The organism is uncultured Apibacter sp. (assembly GCF_946479295.1).
Taxonomy (GTDB): Bacteria; Bacteroidota; Bacteroidia; order Flavobacteriales; family Weeksellaceae; genus Apibacter.
This window is the reverse complement of the sequence record NZ_CAMLFD010000002.1, coordinates 221,714-239,293: the sequence shown is the minus strand read 5'-3', so window position 1 is coordinate 239,293 and position 17,580 is coordinate 221,714. Positions and strand designations below refer to the sequence as shown.

Here is a 17,580-nt window from a genome sequence, read left to right as displayed (position 1 = left end):
ATTTTAATTCGCTTTTTGGAATGTTGTTTTTTTTCTTGTAGTAAATTTATTTACTATAGAATCCATTAATTTTTGCCAAACATATGCTAAGATTATAGTTGAAATAAACGCGCTTGCATTCTCAATTTTTGTAGGCAAAAACAGATGGCAGATGTAAAGTATTTTCTCATGGAAAATAAATAAGGTAAGGCTATGTATTCCCAAGAATGTAAGTATTGGAAATTTGTACCTTTTAAATAAAGAAAAGAAGTAACATAATAACATACATAAAGGGAAATTTATTAAAATAAATGGAGATACATAATTTCCATACTTCTCAAAATCTTGAGTATAGTAATAAATATAATAGAGAATGCTTACTCCTATAAATAAACTTATTGCAAATAATACCATGGTGAGTTTGCTAAATTCATATTCCTTATTTCTAATAAGAAAATCAGCTAACCAAAATCCTATAACATAATGAGGTATTCTAAAAGTTAGATTATAAAAATATGAATAGTTTTCATGAGTTGAATAACTAAAAATATATGCTGCTGCTATAGCACAAAAGGTAGTTACTGTTTTATTTATTTTAAATAATTTAAAATATAAGGGAGTCATCAAATATAGAAATGTAAGTGCTGGAATATACCAATCATATATGTATCCTAAATCTATATTTTTCCAATATCCTAACATAGTTAAATTATAGAATAATGACTCTGATTTCCAAATTCCTAATTTAATTGCAATAAAAGTAACAATTAAAACAATTGGATAATAATACGGTAGTATTCGTAAAGCGCGTTTTTTGTAAAAATTATATACAGAGCTATCCTTGTATATGGAAAAATATACACCAAAACCGGATACTAATATAAAAATATCTACTCCTCCATATCCTATTCGCTTGAAAAATTCAAAAAACCTTAATGGCGCTACATATATATGCGAATGGAAAAACATTACCCACATAATAGCAAATCCCATTAATAATGTTCTGTATTTACTCAGCAAATTTAATTTCATGTTTATCTTATTTTATGTTGATTGAATTTAACCAATTAATATATTCTTTAGCATTCTTCATATGTTCAGCCGCACTAGATGTGAATGCATGTCTTCCAGTATTTTTTATTGCACACATAAATAAATAATCTGTATTAGCCGGATTTAAAACAGCATCAATAACAAAGTCCTCAGGAATACATATAGGCAAAGGGGGCAACCCTTTATATTTATAAGTATTATATGGAGAATCAGTAGATACATTTTTAACTCTTTTCCTCTGAACTTTAAAACCGTATATTTTTCTTTCAGCATACTGTACAGTAGGGTCAGACTGTAATTTCATATTTTTACTTAAACGATTAAGATACAAACTTGCTATTATGGGCAATTCATCTTTTTTAACATATTCTCTTTGGACAATAGAAGCTAACGTATAAACTTCTAAAATTGATAACCCTAAATTTTGAGCTTCTTTTTTTCTTTTATCATTCCAAAAACGATTATGAATAGCTTCAAACCTGGAGAATAATTTTTCCGGTGAAGTATTCCAATCCATATAATAAGTATCCGGAGTAAAATATATTTTTAATTCCTCTACATCTTTATATCCTTTTAATAAAGCCTGTTTCTTGAAGTAATTAATAAATTTTAGAGAGTCACCTTCTAAATTCTTACCTAAGTCGGAAGCAAATTCATATAGATCATCATATGGTTTCACCCTCAAATGAACTTCATCTTGTTTGCCTAATAATAAACGTCTGACTAATTCTTTATTATTTTCTCCTGCATATAATTTATATCTTCCTGCTTTAACCTTTTCAGGATATTTTTCAGCATGAGCGACTTTATCAAATTCCTCAATATCCTTCAAATAAGGAGATAGTAACTTTTTTACCTGATCATAATTTGCCTGGGTTGGAATATATATAATTTTTTCCTGAATGACATTGGAAAAATAATTTCTTTTATAATAAGGAACACCTAATATAATTAATCCCAATGAAAATAATAAAAACAAAATTGTTATAACAATAACTATTTTCCTCATATTTATAATACTTAATATATATCCAAGAACTAAACACTGCAAAAATACATATTTATTACAATTTATGTAACTAATATAACAAGAAATATTGTATGTATATTTTTATATATTTGTTTGCAACTTTAAGTTTCTAACTCATGGTATTAGGTTTATTAGGAAAAAATATTTCTTATTCGTTTTCTCAAAATTATTTCACGAATAAATTCAAATTATTGAGCTTAACAAATTACGACTATAAAATATTTGATGTTTCCTCTAAAGATCACATATCAGAACTATTTAATATTCCTGATTTACTTGGATTTAATGTCACCATTCCATATAAACAAGATATAATAGATTTTTTAGATGAATTAAGTCCAGAAGCTGAGAAAATAGGAGCCGTTAACACGGTTAAAATTGTCGAGAAAAAAAGAATAGGTTATAATACCGATGCCGTTGGCTTTAAAAATTCTTTAGTACCGATTTTAAAACCCCATCACCGATCTGCTTTAATACTTGGAGGCGGAGGAGCCTCAAAAGCCGTTGCTTATGTATTAAATCAACTTTCCATTCCTTTTAGCATTATTTCAAGAAGTGGCACAACTACGTATAGCAATTTAACGCAAGATACTCTAACATCCAATCATCTAATCGTTAATGCTACGCCTGTGGGAACTTTTCCTAATATAAATGACTTTCCGCCTATACCGGTAGAATTTCTTACTTCCCAACATTTGATCTATGATCTCATTTATAATCCTGAAGAAACAAAATTACTGCAATTAGGGAAAAAAGTCGGTGCACAGACTAAAAACGGATTGGAAATGCTTCATTTACAAGCAGACAGTGCCTGGGAAATATGGAATAAATAAAAATGATTAATACTATAATTATTTTCTGTTAAATAAAGTCCTCGAAACCAATGTTTTTGAAAAAATAGACTCTAAATATTGAGGCATTTTTTTTATATTTGTTTATAACCTCATTTTATAACTCTCAATTTTTATCTATCCAGTAATTTTATTATGTCGCCATTACTCGTTTTTATGAATTGAAAAAACAGCTAAAAAGATAGAGACGTTTCGATTTGTTATAAATAACATTGAATTAAATTTATTATAAACAAGGCAACCATTGATGTAATCAATAATTGCCCTACTATTTTTATCATGATTATCGAGGATAGACTCCTCGATATCATTTATCCCTTTACACAGACTACCTGTCGTAGTTGATGAACAATCTCAACTAATTCATTTTGCGCTGTCATCACTGCATCAATATCTTTATATGCCATTGGAATTTCATCAATAACATTGGCATCCTTTCGACATTCGACGTGCGCAGTGGCTTTTATTTGGTCTTCAGTGGTGAACATTCTTTTGGCTGCAGATCGGCTCATCACTCGTCCCGCACCATGCGAACAAGAGTAAAAACTCTCTTCATTCCCTAGTCCGCGAACAATGTAGCTTTTCGCTCCCATTGATCCTGGAATAATCCCTAATTCTCCTTTACGGGCTGAAACAGCTCCTTTACGCGTCACAAAAACATTATGTCCAAAATGATGCTCTTTTTGCACATAGTTATGATGACAGTTTACCGCTTGAATATGGCTGGTAAATTCAATATTTAATGTATTTCTAATAGCCATAATAGTATTATGCATCATAATTTCACGATTTAAACGAGCAAACTCTTGCGCCCAATTTACCGCCATAAGGTAATCATCAAAATGTTCAGTACCTTCAACAAAGTAAGCTAAATCAATATTTGGTAGATATTTATCAATAAAATAAGTCTCCATATCTTGTTTCGCTAATTTAATAAAGAATTCACCGATAGCATTACCTACCCCACGTGAACCACTATGTAACATAATCCATACTTGTTGATTTTCATCTAAACACACTTCGATAAAGTGATTACCCGTTCCTAGTGTTCCTAAATGACAGTAATTGTTTGTTTTTAAAAAACACGGATACTTTTCTGTTAATTTCTCAAATCCTGGTAAAAGTTGTTGCCAATATTGATCAACAATTGCTGGTGCATGTTGCCAACTCCCCTGATCTATACCAGCATTTTTAGGCGTTAAACCATGTGGCACGTTTTTTTCAATCGCTAAACGTAGAGGGGCCAGATCATCAGGTAAATCAGCTGCAGTTAGTGACGTTTGTACTGCCATCATACCACAGCCAATATCTACCCCTACGGCGGCTGGAATAATGGCACCAAGAGTTGGAATAACACTACCAATTGTCGATCCTTTACCCATATGAACATCAGGCATTACTGCAATATGTTTAAAAATAAATGGCAATTGTGCTGTTTTTAGTAATTGTTCTTTGGCTCCTTCTTCTACTGGCACTCCTTTAGTCCACATTTTTACTGGTTTTGAATTTTCAGTTTTTATTACTTCATATTGAATCATCTTTTATTTTCTTTTTTAGTTCTTCTTTCCTTTAAAATGAACGTGGGTATATCAACTATAATTTCACGGTTAAAAGTCAATAAGCGGTAATTCCAGCACCAAGTAACTGTATGATTTTGCCATTAGCTTTAAAAATTCATTAGTACCAATTTTAATACCTCATCACCGATCTGCCTTAATACTTGGAGGCAGAAAAGCCTCAAAAGCCATTGCTTATGTATTAAAATCAACTTTCCATTCCTTTTACCATTATTTTAAGAAGTAGTACAATTATGTATAGCCATTTAACGCAAGATACACTAATATCCAATCATCTAATCGTTAACTCTACGCCTGTGGGAACTTTTCCTAATATAAATGACTTTTCGCCTACACCGGTAGAATTTCTTACTTCCCAACATTTGATCTATGATCTCATTTATAATCCTGAAGAAACAAAATTACTGCAATTAGGGAAAAAGTCGGTGCACAGACTAAAGACGGATTAGAAATGCTTCATCTACAAGCAGACAGTGTCTGGGAAATATGGAATAAATAAAAATAATTAATACTATAATTATTTTCTGTTAAATAAAGTCCCTGAGGCTTGTGCTTTTGGAAATATCGTAATATCGGCTATTTGTACATGATCCGGCCGAGAGACAGCATAATAGATGGCATCTGCCACATCCGCAGCCACTAAAGGCTCGAAACCCTGATATACGGATTCTGCTCTTTGTTTATCTCCTTTAAATCTAACTAATGAAAATTCGGTTTCAACCGCTCCAGGAGCAATATTGGTTACTTTTATTCCCTGAGATAGCAAATCCATTCTCATCCCTTTACTAATTGCTTCAACAGCATGTTTGGTAGCACAATAAACTGTACCTTTAGGATAAGTTTCTTTTCCGGCAATAGAGCTTACATTGATAACATGTCCTCTTGTATTAGCAGCCAAAATAGGAACAACCGCTTTAGACACATACAAAAGACCTTTCACGTTAGAATCTATCATTGCATCAAAATCATTTACAGAAGAATCTAAAAAAGTATCCAATCCATGGGCATTTCCCGCACAATTTACCAATATATTTATCTTTTTCTTTTTTTCATCTGGCAAACTATTAATTGCTGAAAAAACATCCTCTTTGTTTCCAACATCAAAAAGTAAGATTGTGACTTCCACTTTATTTCCCCATTTCTTTTTACTATCTTCTAATCTATCCTTTCTTCTACCACAGAGTACAAGATTAATTCCATTTTCAGCAAATATTTCCGCAGTGGCTTGCCCTATACCCGATGTTGCTCCTGTAATTAACGCTGTTTTTTGCATGATACCATTTTTATACATTTACTTACTAAAAATACAAAGTTTTTTAACCCAATTTATATTTTATTATCAAATAACTTCGTTTATTAATAAGGATAGTCATCCAATAATTCAATATCATCTATTCTAAATCCTCTATCATTACTTTCGGCATTACTAATAAATTCCATATTTGAAATTTCTTTCAAAATTTCGTCGGGAATTCTGATTAACACGCCTTGATATTTGTTCCTATTATTAAAAGCATTTAGCTCAATATCAGGCACAGGTAAATCTACCCCATTAAATTTCACTTTCAGTTTATTGGTATTAGATTTTTCGTCCGAATTATAAATATTTGCATTGAAATTATACCTCAAAACTAATTTCCTTCGTTTTCCCAAATTAATATTATCTATAGTTAAGGAAGATTCTCTTCCGGAAGGAAACCATAAAAAAAGTTCTTTTTTGGCGATATCACTAGTTCCATTTAATCTCCTTACATCTATCATTCCGAATTTATCTGAATACAAAACCCCTTCCACTTCACCATCAAAATTACTAACCATAGATATTTTAGGCCAAGGGCTTGTAACAATTGCCTCACCTTCGGCTTTAGTTACCTTATTAAAAGTCTCTTTAAAAAATCCGGTCGACGGAACTGGGGGAATGGCATAATCATCACTATCAACACAAGAAGTAAAACATATCCCAAAAGCGGTCCCTACGACAATTACTGTAATTATATATGCTAATCTCATTACTAAATTTATTAATCTTCCAATTGTATCGTATCGATTCTAAATCCTCTTTTATTTTTACTTGCTGAAGCAAAAAATTCTATTTTTTCCGTACCATCAGGAATGTTCACTCGCACAGTATAAAACATATTTTTATTATTATCTACAGTTAGAAGAGTATGCGGAAGGGCAATTTCAACTCCATTACATTTAAGAATCAAATCATCCACATATCCTATTTCGTTTGAATTAAATATATTCACATTTAGTTTAAAAGACAATATCATAGCCTTATGACCGGAAGTATTTATATGGTCAATAACCAGAGATGAATCGGTATTTGTCGGAAACCAGACTAGAGGATTAGAAAAAGCCGCGCCGGAAGTTCTTATATCCGCTTTTCCGTACGGATCACTATAAGAGACCGGCAAAGGATTATCAAATCCTGTCGCTAAATTTATTTTTGGTTTAGTTGAGACATTGGAAACTTGATTAAACGTTTCTATAAAAAAAGGTTTAGTAGTTGGAAAATCCTTGACATCATCAATCGTTCTAAGTATTAGCTTATACGTTTTATATGTCCCGTCATATCGGGTCATTATCCCTCGTAATCTTCCTTCCCCATACGGAATTTTATATCCTGCAAAAGAAGCATAATTACTAATAGGTACGTTTATATAATTTAAGCTTATGTCATTTATTTGGTTATCTGTACTAGCATTATTTCTTACATAAGTTTTACCTGCATCATTAAATATAACATCGTTTACCTCCACCAAGGTGCACAAATATTTTTCATTATTATTGACATCTTTTACCGTTAATAACCTACCGGCATCATTAGTTTTAATTACTAATTCATCTTCATTTTTTTTATCTTTGCCCAGAATTATATTCGAATTCATAGCCGAAGGCGTTATTTGATCTACTACATATCTTTCCGGCTGTGTAGGAGGTAGACCTATCTGCACCATGCCATTTTGCTTTCCATAGTATAGACCTTCCAATTTTATATATATTTTAGACCCTAAAGGATAATGCGTATATATATTTGATGTATTGACACTTAACATGACACCTTGAGTTCCATCTTCCGTTACTATAAACAAGTTTTTATATATATTTCCTGCTTGATCTGAGGAAATAACATATCCTTCTAAAATTTCTCCCTTAGAAAAGCTGATTGCCTCTACCCCATTTTTTCCTGTAAATACAGGAGCTGTACGCAAAAGATAAGGTATATCTAAGGTAGCTTTCATTTCTTGCCCTTCGTTTACCGGAGGAGCTTTATAATCATCGTCATGCACGCAAGATAAGAGTAGCCAAGATATAAAAAATACTATTGTTTTTTTTATCATTTTTTATCTTTTTAATAATTTATCAATTATAAGTTTAATATTAAAATTTAAAGAATACATTCAAGAAATACGATCTTCCTCTATCATAAAATAGTTTATTGCCAAAAAGTGGATAGGCTAATGACTTATCTTTTTCTAATTGCTCATAATTAGCTGATCTTCCTTGCTCAAATGAACCGGTTACATATCCCCTTTCGTTTAAAATATTATTGATGGAAGCACTCATACCCAACGTATATTTACCCATTCGTACCGATTTACCCAAAGTAGCATTTAATAGAAAAACGTCCTGAAATTGCTTTTGTTTTAATATAGCTTTTACATTATCCGGTGTAGCCTCATCGTAGGGAAAAACTCCATCTTTCATGATGAAATTTTTGGTCCTTGAAAGAAAAGAAATATTTGAATAAATATCTTGTAAAAAATTAGCACTGATACTTGTCCACCAATATTTAGGAGAATTATACTTTATTCCCAAAGCATAGCCTTTTTGAGGGGTTCCTGCAATCTTATAATCTTTAATGTAAGAAGAACCGTAATCGTTTATGCCAGGCGAATTATCACTAAGAACATACAATTTAGGATTGTTTTTATAGGTAAATTGCCCCACGGAAGCTATTCCGTACAGAGATAGAGTAGGAGATAATTTCCAATCTATTCCTATTTCAGACCCCAAATAGTCCTTTTCCATTCCTGTTAAAACTTCTGTAATAAAGGCATCGGAACTGTTTTCAAATCGTACCCCTTGTGCGTAATAACGCAATATTTCTATGGCATTTTTTATTTTAGTATAATACCCACTGATTCTAGCTTTTACACGAGGAGATCTTAAGGTATATGTGATATCGTTTGTATTTACTCTTTGGTTAGTTACATTCGGAATTTTGTCATTATTTAGCCTTTGATTTACAAAAATTTCATTTAAAGTGGGCGAAGATTCATAATAGGCGGAGTTGAGAATAATAAAATTTCTTCCGTTAATTTTATAAGTAATCCCTGTACGTAAACCTAATTCAATAAAATTTGCTTTAGCACTTTTTCCGTAGGAATTATTCGGGTATAAGCCATGTTTAAATTTCCCGTCTCTATAAGACTCATCCCATCCAAATAGAAATGATGTGGCAACTTCCCAACGGTTTATGGTTACTCTAGAAGTAGCATTTCCCATTATTTTTTGTCTGAACATTTTGTAATCGTATTCCGTTTTGTCTCCTTTCCTTGCCACACTACCCGGATGTAAACTATTATAATCGCCTGTGGAGGAATTTATTCCATCCTCTTTTATGAATGAACTTTTATTTAATACAAAATCGGCACCTAACAAATCATTTATCTCCCTATAATTACTCGACACTAAATTTTGATAATTTACGTTCAAAAAGAATTTCCAATTATCAGTTAGCAAGGTTTGGAAATGAGTGGCAGCATTAAAAGTTTTATCTTTAATTACATCATCCACTATAAAGTAAGAAGCTCTCCTACCTACCTGTCCGGTATAGGGATCTTGATAAGTCGGCGCATGATAATTCGTATTATATAACTGATCCCAGTTTATTTGAGTGACAGTTATATCGTTATTTTCCCATGCCTGCAAACAATTTTCATATTCCGTCATATTTCCAAGACTTAACCAATAACTTGGTAAATTTTTATAATAAGTAGGGGAAGGATTCTCTGCTTCATACCTATTTAAATGGGACTGTTTATTATATCCAAATTGATAAGAGGCTGTAGTGGTCAATTTTGATTTATCACTTATATTCCAATAATGGGTAAGCATAAATATTGGCTCGAAAATTCTTTTTACTCGTTCGTTTCTTTTCTCTCCATCTTGCCACCCCCAAAAAGAGTTATAATTCTTTCCTCTCAAATCATATACTTCTTGAGTATTTGGACTTGAACCGGATTTTCTTGACGGGGTTCCGAACGCAGTGAAATTCAGCCTGTGTCTATGATTAATTTTTTTCTCAATAGCCGTAAAATATGCATAAGAATCGTTGTAGGTTCCATCAATAACCCCTTCCTCCATCCATCTTCTGGAGCCGGAAAAGGTAAAAGACCATCCTGAAGGAAGCATTCCTGAAGAGTAGGTAGTCATAACCCTATGTTGATAGGTACGATTAGAAAACGAATAACTGAGTTCGAATCCTTTTCTATATGAAGAAGAACGAGTATCGTAATAGGTAGTCCCTCCTAAGCTGCTGAAAGAATAATCAGAAACGTTATTATTTTCTGCTAATTCATAAGGATAGCGCACTACATTATTTAATCCGCCCCAATTGCCGAAATCAGGTCTACCCGTTTGATTTTTGGACATGGGAATTCCATTGAACATAATTGTTGCATAGCTATTGTCCAAACCTCTTACCTTGAACCAATAAGGCCCAAGCTCAAAAGAAGCGGTTTTGGAAAATATATCTTTGGAAGATTGCAATAACCCAATTCCGGTCTGTGCCATAGAGCCTTCTTCATCCGATGAAAAATCGTCATCCGTTAGGGTTATGATTCCTTCTTCTTCTTGTGAAGGATTAAATTCTAAGGTAATATCTCCTAAATTTTTTTTGGATTCTTCCGAAGATACTTTTACTGTAAGGATTTTCGGAACATATCCTATCCTGTTTATGATTAAAAGATAGGTACCGGCTGATACATCTTTGAATTGAAAATACCCGATTCTATCGGATTTAGACTGTATGGCTCGATCTTCTCCTAAGCTAACAATAGCCTGATCTAAAGGTTTATTTTGGTCTCCTTTTAGATATCCGTAGATCATAGTTTGTGCAAACAGCGCCTGATTTACAAAAAGGGCCCAATATACCAGCTTACTTTTCATCATTTTTAGTAATTTGAAGAGACTTATTGGAGCAAATATAATTATTTCTTTTTAGTTTTGTCAACGTAAAACCATAGAGCTATGCACGTATTTTTAAAAAATAGTTTAGTTTTTATTTTTTTCTGCACATTATCCATCCAGCTCAATGCCCAAGTAAAATTTAAAACGGCAACTGTCATGTTTTATAACGTTGAAAACTTATATGACACTATTAAATCTGCAGATCTTATTAACGGTTCTCTCGATCCTAACGACCCAAAATATCAAATAAGCGTACCCGAGGATAGCGCCCAGACATCCGGGTATACGTTTCATTCCGATGAATTATCTTTCGCTAAGCTAAAAGGTAAAAAAGTTGTGAGAAAACATATACTTACCGATGAATTTCATTACAAGGGAACAAAACTTTGGGATTCGAAAAAATATAAAGAAAAAATCGACCATATTAGCCGAGTTATAACTGAAACCGGAAAAGCTGAAACACAATCCATGCCTGCGATCGTTGGGTTATGCGAAATTGAAAACGAACAGGTACTAAAGGATTTGTGTGAAGCACTGAAAAAGAAAGGTGGAAATTATGGATTTGTTCACCTGAATTCTTTTGATCCCAGAGGAATAGATGTAGCCTTAGTATATAACAAAACGAAATTTGTCCCTATTAATCAACAAAGACTTCTTATTAATTTACCGAAAGAAGGGGATTATAAAAAATACACGCGCGATATATTATGTGTAGAAGGTCTCTTGGATGACGAAAAAATGTACTTTTTGGTAAATCATTGGCCCTCAAGACGTGGCGGTGAACAAAAAAGCCTTCCGAATAGGATTGCTGCGGCAAAGGTGTTAAAACAGGCTATGGATAGCCTGATAACTCTCAATCCAAAGGCCAAAATACTTGCCATGGGCGATTTTAACGATGATTGCAACAGTCCTAGCATAAAAAAAGTTTTAAACACTGTATCTAAAAAAGAAAACGTAAAAATAGGCTCATATTATAATCCTGCGGAAATTTTGTTTAAAAAAGGATTGGGAACTCTTGCGTATCAGGATTCTTTTAATTTTTTCGATCAACAAATTATTTCGCCTGAACTTATTGCCGACAAGGAAGGATACCACTTTTATAAGATGAATGTTTTCTCTCCTGCTTATTTAGTTACACAGGAAGGTTCTCGAAAAGGTTATCCGTTTCGCTCTTTTTCAAATGATAACTATATTGGTGGATACAGTGACCATTTCCCCGTTTATACCGTTCTGATTAAAGAGGTTAAATAAAATTCCTAATGCAATTGTAATTTAAATTAAAAAAATTTAAACTTTCTTATCTCTTAATAATATCTAAAATAAACATTATAAACAATCAAAATAAAAAAGCGAGGTTAGAAAATATTTTTAATTAAGTTTATTTTTAGGAGCTAATAAAGCTAAATGCTTTATGATTAAAAAATTAACCAATATAAAAATCCACAACAATACAATCATCATTGATGGCCATGACAGTAAAGTTCATGTAGATGGACCTTGCTTAGAGACAGCTCTGTTAATAGATGATAATTATATTTTGTTATTTGTTACTCTTGATTGTCCATTTGAAGAAGGTTTAGAAATCTATTTATTAGACTTACAACAAAATCGAATAATTGATAAAGCACAGTTAGCTCAAATGTATTATACAGATCTTTTCAGTGATTTATTAATTCTTTCAGAAAAAAGTCTTTTATTTGACTTTTTTGGTGTTTGGAAGTTAGAGTTATTTGACAAACCGAAAAGATCGCTAAGTTATTTATTTTCACCACTCTATAGCTTATATCTACACTTAGGAGCTACACGTCCTTTATCATTAACTAGATACTTTAGTTTAAAAAGCAATGATTAATACTATTTAATATAATAGATTAATAGATTAAGGGATAAATATGATCACTTAATATTGTAAAAAGTTTAAAAATTTATTTGTATTATTCAATATTATAATTCAGTAGTATAAACACGATTATTTAGACGATGAATAAATCTTCGTATTAACTTTTTTATTTAAAAATTAAAAATAGTGATATAGATAGGGGGGCAACCAAATGAAATTGGCTATAATTTTAGACTTAAATTATTAACGTCTAAACCTCATATTTGTTTATATAAATTATTTGTCTATTTGCTTATTATAACTGCTCTTCTAAAATTAGTTATATCACAGCATAATTTTGTCATAGCATAAAGCAATTTACTTAACTAACTTTATGCTTATAGATGAATAAAAAATCATGCTTTAATTTAAGCAGAGGTAAGATGAATATTTTCTCTCCTGCTTATTTAATTACACGGGAAGATTCTCGAAAAGATTATCCGTATCGCTTTTTTTCAAATGATCACTATATTAATGGATACAGCGACCATTTCCCCCTTTTATACCGTTCTGATTAAAGAGGTTAAATAAGGTTCGTATTGTTATTGTAATTGTAATTGTATTTTAAATAAAAAAAATTTAAACTTTTTGACCTCTTAATAATATCCAAAATAAACACTATGAACAATCAAAATAAAAAAGCGAGAAAACTCCCGCTTTAATGTTTTCACAACGGAATAATCCTTATTGTGAATTGCTTTCAAATTTTAGTGAGTACAAAGGTAAGAAAAAAAACAATTAATTCATCATAAATTTAATGTTTTTTATCTCCAATTAATTCATACATTTATCTATTAATTACTAAATTCAAATAGATTATTATGCCTTTTAAGAATATCTTAGGTCTGGACATAGGAACAGCCTCAATAGGCTGGGCTGTAGTCAAGGTGGATGAAGAAAATCCTAACTTAAATACAATTATAAAATTAGGGGTCAGAGTTGTCCCCATAACAACTGAAGATAAATTAAATTTTGAAAAAGGAAAATCTATAACGCTCAATGCGGATAGAACCTTAGCAAGAAGCATCCGAAGAAATCTTCACCGTTATAAGTTAAGAAGAAAAAATCTAATTGACTTATTAATACAAAATCAAATTATTGCTCCTCATACCCCTCTCAATGAGAATGGAAAATTTACCACATTCGAAACCTTACAAATTAGAGCTAAAGCAGCCAAAGAAAGAATAGGGCTTAATGAATTGGCCAGAGTTTTACTTCATATAAATAAAAAGAGAGGATATAAAAGCAGCCGTAAAGTACAAAATGAAGATGAGGGTAAGGCCATAGACGGTATGGCTGTTGCCAAACTATTGTATAAAGAGAAGCTAACACCGGGGCAATACGTTTATCAACTTTTAAAAAACGGTAAAAATCAAATTCCTGATTTTTACCGCTCCGATTTACAAAAAGAATGGGATCGTGTATGGGATTTTCAAAAACAATTTTATCCCGACACATTCACGGAGGATTTAAAAAAAGAACTGGAGGGAAAAGGACAAAAAGCAAGTATCGCTATTCTTTATAAAAATTGCGGTATGACCACCGCCACCAACAAAGGAAAAAAGAATGAAAAAAAACTGAAAGCCTATGAATGGCGGAGCAGGGCTATTTCGGAAAGGCTTTCCCTTGAAGAGGTAGCTTATGTTTTGGCTGAAATAAATAACAATATTTACAACTCCAGTGGCTATTTAGGAGCTATAAGTGATAAAAGCAAAGAATTGTTTTTTAACTGTCAAACGGTAGGTGAAAATTTATATACTCAAATTTCACAAAATGAACATACGAAATTAAAAAACCAGGTTTTTTTACGCCAAGATTATGCCGATGAATTTGATCAAATATGGGAAACCCAAGCTCAGTTCCATCCTCAATTAACATCCGAACTCAGAAAAAAAATTCGAGATTCAACCATCTTTTATCAGCGCAAGCTTCGCTCACAAAAAGGACTCATCAGTATTTGTGAATTTGAGAACCGCGAAATTGAAATTAGCAAAAATGGTAAAAAAAAAACAAAGACAATCGGACTCAAAGTTGCCCCAAAATCTTCACCTCTATTTCAAGAATTTAAGATATGGCAAATACTTAATAATGTTCTCATCCGGCAGGAAGGAAACAATCGCTCGCTCACTCTTGAAGAAAAAGAGTTGCTATTTTCAGAACTAAATACTAAAGGAAATTTACCTGCGCAAAAAATTTTAGCGCTATTAAAATTACCCGCCAAAAATACCAAAATAAATTATACTAACTTAGAAGGCAATCGAACACAGGAACAGCTTTATCGTGTCTATTTTAAAATATTGGAATGGGAAGGTCATAATGTTTTTGAACTATTAAAAATACCGGAAGATCAAGACGAACTAAGACCTGCGGATAGTAAGCTTTCTGCCGCTGAAATTAAAGAAATCGTAAAATCAGCCTTTGAATCTTGTTCTATCTCCTCCTCCATTTTAGACTTTGATGCATTGCTTCCGAACCCTGAATTTGAAAGACAACACTTATACCAATTGTGGCATCTATTATATTCTTATGAAGGAGACAATTCGCCATCGGGTAATGAAAAGCTCTTGAACCTGCTACAAAACAAATTCGGATTCAAAAAAGAGCACGCGCAACTTTTAACCTCTATTTCATTTGCCTCTGAATATGGGAACCTAAGCACTAAAGCTATGCGAAATCTATATCCGTATAGCAAAGAAAACTCTTATAGTGACGCTTGTGTATTAGCAGGGTATCGGCATTCTAAAAATTCTTTAACTCGTGAAGAGCTGGCTAATCGTAAGCTAAAAAATCGATTAGAGATTTTACCAAAAAATTCCTTGCGAAACCCTGTAGTGGAGAAAATTATAAATCAACTCATTAATCTAGTAAATTCATTACAAGAAGAATATGGAGCCTTTGATGAAATTCATCTCGAATTGGCAAGAGACCTCAAAAAAAATGCCCAGGAACGTGAAAAATGGTACAAAAACGCCCTTGAAGCTAATAGCCGCAATCAACAATATTCGGAGATACTAAAAAAAGATTTTGGAATATCTAATCCTTCTCGAAATGATATTATTCGCTACCGATTGTATTTAGAACTTAATGAAAATGGTTTTAAAGATTTATATACCCAAACCTATGTTATTAAGGACCTTCTTTTTACTAACAAATATGACATTGACCATATTATCCCACAATCAAAAGTTTTTGACGATAGTTTTTCCAATAAAGTATTAGTTCCCAGAAAGGCAAACCATGACAAAGGCAATTTAACTGCTATGGATTATGTCTCTAATCTAGGAAAAGAAAGAGAAGAACAATATCTAAATACGGTATCAGAATTATATAAAAAAGGGGTAATTTCCTATAAAAAATATAAAAATCTGGTTATGGAAGGAGCGGATATAGGAGATGGTTTCTTAAATAGGGATTTAAATAATACCCAATACATAGCCAGAAAAACCACAGAACTACTTAACCAAATTACGCCCCGCGTGGTTACTACTACGGGAGAGATTACTGCTAAATTACGAAAAGATTGGAACTTAGTCAATACGATGAAAGAACTTAATATTGAGAAATTTCACTCAGCCGGTTTAACAGAATGGGTTATAAATTCCAAAGGAGAAAAGAAAGAAATCATTAAAGATTGGAACAAACGAAGCGACCACCGTCATCATGCCATGGATGCATTGACCATTGCTTTTACTACCTCCAATCACATACAATATTTAAATTATTTAAATGCACGTGATGATGAAACCAATAAAAAACATTTTCATATTATTTCTATTGAAAAGAAAGTTAAAAACGATATAATCCTTGAAAACGGGAAAAGAAAATCTATATTTACTTTTCCAACCAATAATTTCCGACAGGAAGCTAAAAAACAACTCAACGAAATTCTCGTTTCTCATAAGGTCAAAAACAAAGTGGTAACAGTTAACCAAAATAAACCTAAAAAAAGAAACGGATATACCCCTAAAGATGAGCGAACTCCAAGAGGCCCATTGCATAAGGAGACTATATATGGAATGGCAAAAATTTTACAAACAAAAGAAGTAAAAATTTCTTCTAAATTTAATTATGAAACCGTTTTAATGGTACAAAAAAAGGTTTATCGAGATGCCTTATTAAAACGATTGGAAGAAAATCTGAACGACCCTAAGAAAGCTTTTTCCGGAAAAAACTCCTTAGCAAAAAATCCTATTTCCCTTACTGCTCATTCCTCCGAAAAAGTACCCGAAAATGTTGTTATTCAATGGTATGAAAAAATATATACGATAAGAAAACCTATTAGTCCTGATAATTTTAAAAATGAAAAAACTATAGAAAAAGTATTAGATCCTACCCTACGTATCCTTTTAAAAAATCGACTCAGAGAGGCAGGTGGAAATGCAAAAGAAGCCTTTTCGGATTTGGAAAAAAATCCTATATGGCTAAATAAGGAAAAAGGGATTTGCGTTAAAACCGTTACGATAAGGGGAATCAGCAATGCCGAATCTCTTCATATAAAAAAGGACCATTTCGGAAATGAGATTTTAGATGAAAAGGGTAACCCTATTCCGGTAGATTTTGTAAGTACAGGTAATAACCATCACGTGGCTATATATAAAGATGCAGAAGGAGCTTTACAGGAAAAGGTTGTCAGCTTTTTCGAGGCCGTGGAGAAAGTAAATCAGGGACTTCCGGTAATTGACACTTTATATAATAAGGAGTTGGGCTGGAAATTTCTTTTTACTATGAAACAAAATGAAATGTTTTTATTCCCTTCAGAAGATTTTAATCCGAATGATATAGATCTATACGATAATAAGAATTTAAGTCAAATTTCTAAACATCTATTTAGAGTTCAAAAATTAGCCTCAAAAGATTACCATTTTAGACATCATTTGGAAACTAGCATTGAATTTAATGCGGATTCTTTGAGAGGAATAACTTGGAGAAGAGAGGGAGTTAACGGAGTAAAAAATATAGTAAAAATTCGATTGAACCACTTAGGTAAAATTGTTCATATAGGAGAATAGT

At 32.1% G+C, this 17,580-nt stretch carries 13 protein-coding genes; 6 read left to right on the top strand and 7 right to left on the bottom strand.

What is annotated here, in order from left to right; translation table 11 throughout:
- Nucleotides 1–3: 3 nt before the first annotated feature.
- Nucleotides 4–1,011, bottom strand: a complete 1,008-nt coding sequence (locus tag Q0T35_RS03625; RefSeq protein ID WP_295840996.1) for an acyltransferase — start codon at nt 1,009–1,011, stop codon at nt 4–6.
- A gap of 7 nt (nt 1,012–1,018) precedes the next feature.
- Nucleotides 1,019–2,041, bottom strand: a complete 1,023-nt coding sequence (gene mltG / locus Q0T35_RS03620; RefSeq protein ID WP_295840995.1) for an endolytic transglycosylase MltG — start codon at nt 2,039–2,041, stop codon at nt 1,019–1,021.
- A 137-nt stretch (nt 2,042–2,178) separates the two neighbouring features.
- Between mltG and aroE the strand changes: the two genes are divergently transcribed.
- Nucleotides 2,179–2,895, top strand: a complete 717-nt coding sequence (gene aroE / locus Q0T35_RS03615; RefSeq protein ID WP_295840994.1) for a shikimate dehydrogenase — start codon at nt 2,179–2,181, stop codon at nt 2,893–2,895.
- Nucleotides 2,896–3,224: 329 nt separating this feature from the next.
- Here the strand turns inward: aroE and Q0T35_RS03610 are convergent, their stop codons facing one another.
- Nucleotides 3,225–4,451: an RtcB family protein gene (locus Q0T35_RS03610; protein ID WP_295840993.1), complete on the bottom strand. Its 1,227-nt coding sequence runs from the start codon at nt 4,449–4,451 to the stop codon at nt 3,225–3,227.
- Between the two features lie 272 nt (nt 4,452–4,723).
- On the opposite strand from Q0T35_RS03610, the gene Q0T35_RS03605 reads away from it, so the two are divergent.
- A complete protein-coding gene (locus Q0T35_RS03605; RefSeq protein WP_295840992.1) occupies nt 4,724–4,939 on the top strand; it encodes a hypothetical protein in 216 nt (71 codons plus the stop codon).
- A 68-nt stretch (nt 4,940–5,007) separates the two neighbouring features.
- On the opposite strand, the gene Q0T35_RS03600 is transcribed toward Q0T35_RS03605, so the two are convergent.
- From Q0T35_RS03600 to Q0T35_RS03585, 4 genes are all read right to left on the bottom strand, one after another.
- Entirely contained in the window at nt 5,008–5,763 is a 756-nt protein-coding gene (locus Q0T35_RS03600) for an SDR family NAD(P)-dependent oxidoreductase (RefSeq protein WP_295840991.1), read from the bottom strand.
- 83 nt (nt 5,764–5,846) lie between these two features.
- Nucleotides 5,847–6,500 (bottom strand): hypothetical protein, encoded by a 654-nt coding sequence (locus Q0T35_RS03595; RefSeq protein ID WP_295840990.1) that lies wholly within the window; start codon nt 6,498–6,500, stop codon nt 5,847–5,849.
- A gap of 11 nt (nt 6,501–6,511) precedes the next feature.
- Nucleotides 6,512–7,837: a DUF5689 domain-containing protein gene (locus tag Q0T35_RS03590; protein ID WP_295840988.1), complete on the bottom strand. Its 1,326-nt coding sequence runs from the start codon at nt 7,835–7,837 to the stop codon at nt 6,512–6,514.
- A gap of 40 nt (nt 7,838–7,877) precedes the next feature.
- Nucleotides 7,878–10,670: a hypothetical protein gene (locus Q0T35_RS03585; protein WP_293918570.1), complete on the bottom strand. Its 2,793-nt coding sequence runs from the start codon at nt 10,668–10,670 to the stop codon at nt 7,878–7,880.
- A gap of 81 nt (nt 10,671–10,751) precedes the next feature.
- Between Q0T35_RS03585 and Q0T35_RS03580 the strand changes: the two genes are divergently transcribed.
- The 4 genes from Q0T35_RS03580 (at nt 10,752) to cas9 (ending at nt 17,579) form a co-directional block, all read left to right on the top strand.
- Complete coding sequence (locus Q0T35_RS03580) at nt 10,752–11,942, top strand: endonuclease (protein ID WP_293918568.1); 1,191 nt, start codon at nt 10,752–10,754, stop codon at nt 11,940–11,942.
- A gap of 160 nt (nt 11,943–12,102) precedes the next feature.
- Nucleotides 12,103–12,543, top strand: a complete 441-nt coding sequence (locus tag Q0T35_RS03575; RefSeq protein ID WP_295840987.1) for a hypothetical protein — start codon at nt 12,103–12,105, stop codon at nt 12,541–12,543.
- A 371-nt stretch (nt 12,544–12,914) separates the two neighbouring features.
- Nucleotides 12,915–13,088, top strand: a complete 174-nt coding sequence (locus Q0T35_RS11115) for a hypothetical protein (RefSeq protein ID WP_366937722.1) — start codon at nt 12,915–12,917, stop codon at nt 13,086–13,088.
- A 303-nt stretch (nt 13,089–13,391) separates the two neighbouring features.
- Nucleotides 13,392–17,579, top strand: coding sequence for a type II CRISPR RNA-guided endonuclease Cas9 (cas9, locus tag Q0T35_RS03570; RefSeq protein ID WP_295840986.1), 4,188 nt, complete (start codon nt 13,392–13,394; stop codon nt 17,577–17,579).
- The last annotated feature ends 1 nt before the right edge of the window (nt 17,580 follow it).

Coding starts and splice junctions, on each gene's coding strand:
- Q0T35_RS03625 (WP_295840996.1), bottom strand. CDS start 1,011: ATGAAATTAAATTTGCTGAGTAAATACAGAACATTATTAATGGGATTT.
- mltG (WP_295840995.1), bottom strand. CDS start 2,041: ATGAGGAAAATAGTTATTGTTATAACAATTTTGTTTTTATTATTTTCA.
- aroE (WP_295840994.1), top strand. CDS start 2,179: ATGGTATTAGGTTTATTAGGAAAAAATATTTCTTATTCGTTTTCTCAA.
- Q0T35_RS03610 (WP_295840993.1), bottom strand. CDS start 4,451: ATGATTCAATATGAAGTAATAAAAACTGAAAATTCAAAACCAGTAAAA.
- Q0T35_RS03605 (WP_295840992.1), top strand. CDS start 4,724: ATGTATAGCCATTTAACGCAAGATACACTAATATCCAATCATCTAATC.
- Q0T35_RS03600 (WP_295840991.1), bottom strand. CDS start 5,763: ATGCAAAAAACAGCGTTAATTACAGGAGCAACATCGGGTATAGGGCAA.
- Q0T35_RS03595 (WP_295840990.1), bottom strand. CDS start 6,500: ATGAGATTAGCATATATAATTACAGTAATTGTCGTAGGGACCGCTTTT.
- Q0T35_RS03590 (WP_295840988.1), bottom strand. CDS start 7,837: ATGATAAAAAAAACAATAGTATTTTTTATATCTTGGCTACTCTTATCT.
- Q0T35_RS03585 (WP_293918570.1), bottom strand. CDS start 10,670: ATGAAAAGTAAGCTGGTATATTGGGCCCTTTTTGTAAATCAGGCGCTG.
- Q0T35_RS03580 (WP_293918568.1), top strand. CDS start 10,752: ATGCACGTATTTTTAAAAAATAGTTTAGTTTTTATTTTTTTCTGCACA.
- Q0T35_RS03575 (WP_295840987.1), top strand. CDS start 12,103: ATGATTAAAAAATTAACCAATATAAAAATCCACAACAATACAATCATC.
- Q0T35_RS11115 (WP_366937722.1), top strand. CDS start 12,915: ATGAATAAAAAATCATGCTTTAATTTAAGCAGAGGTAAGATGAATATT.
- cas9 (WP_295840986.1), top strand. CDS start 13,392: ATGCCTTTTAAGAATATCTTAGGTCTGGACATAGGAACAGCCTCAATA.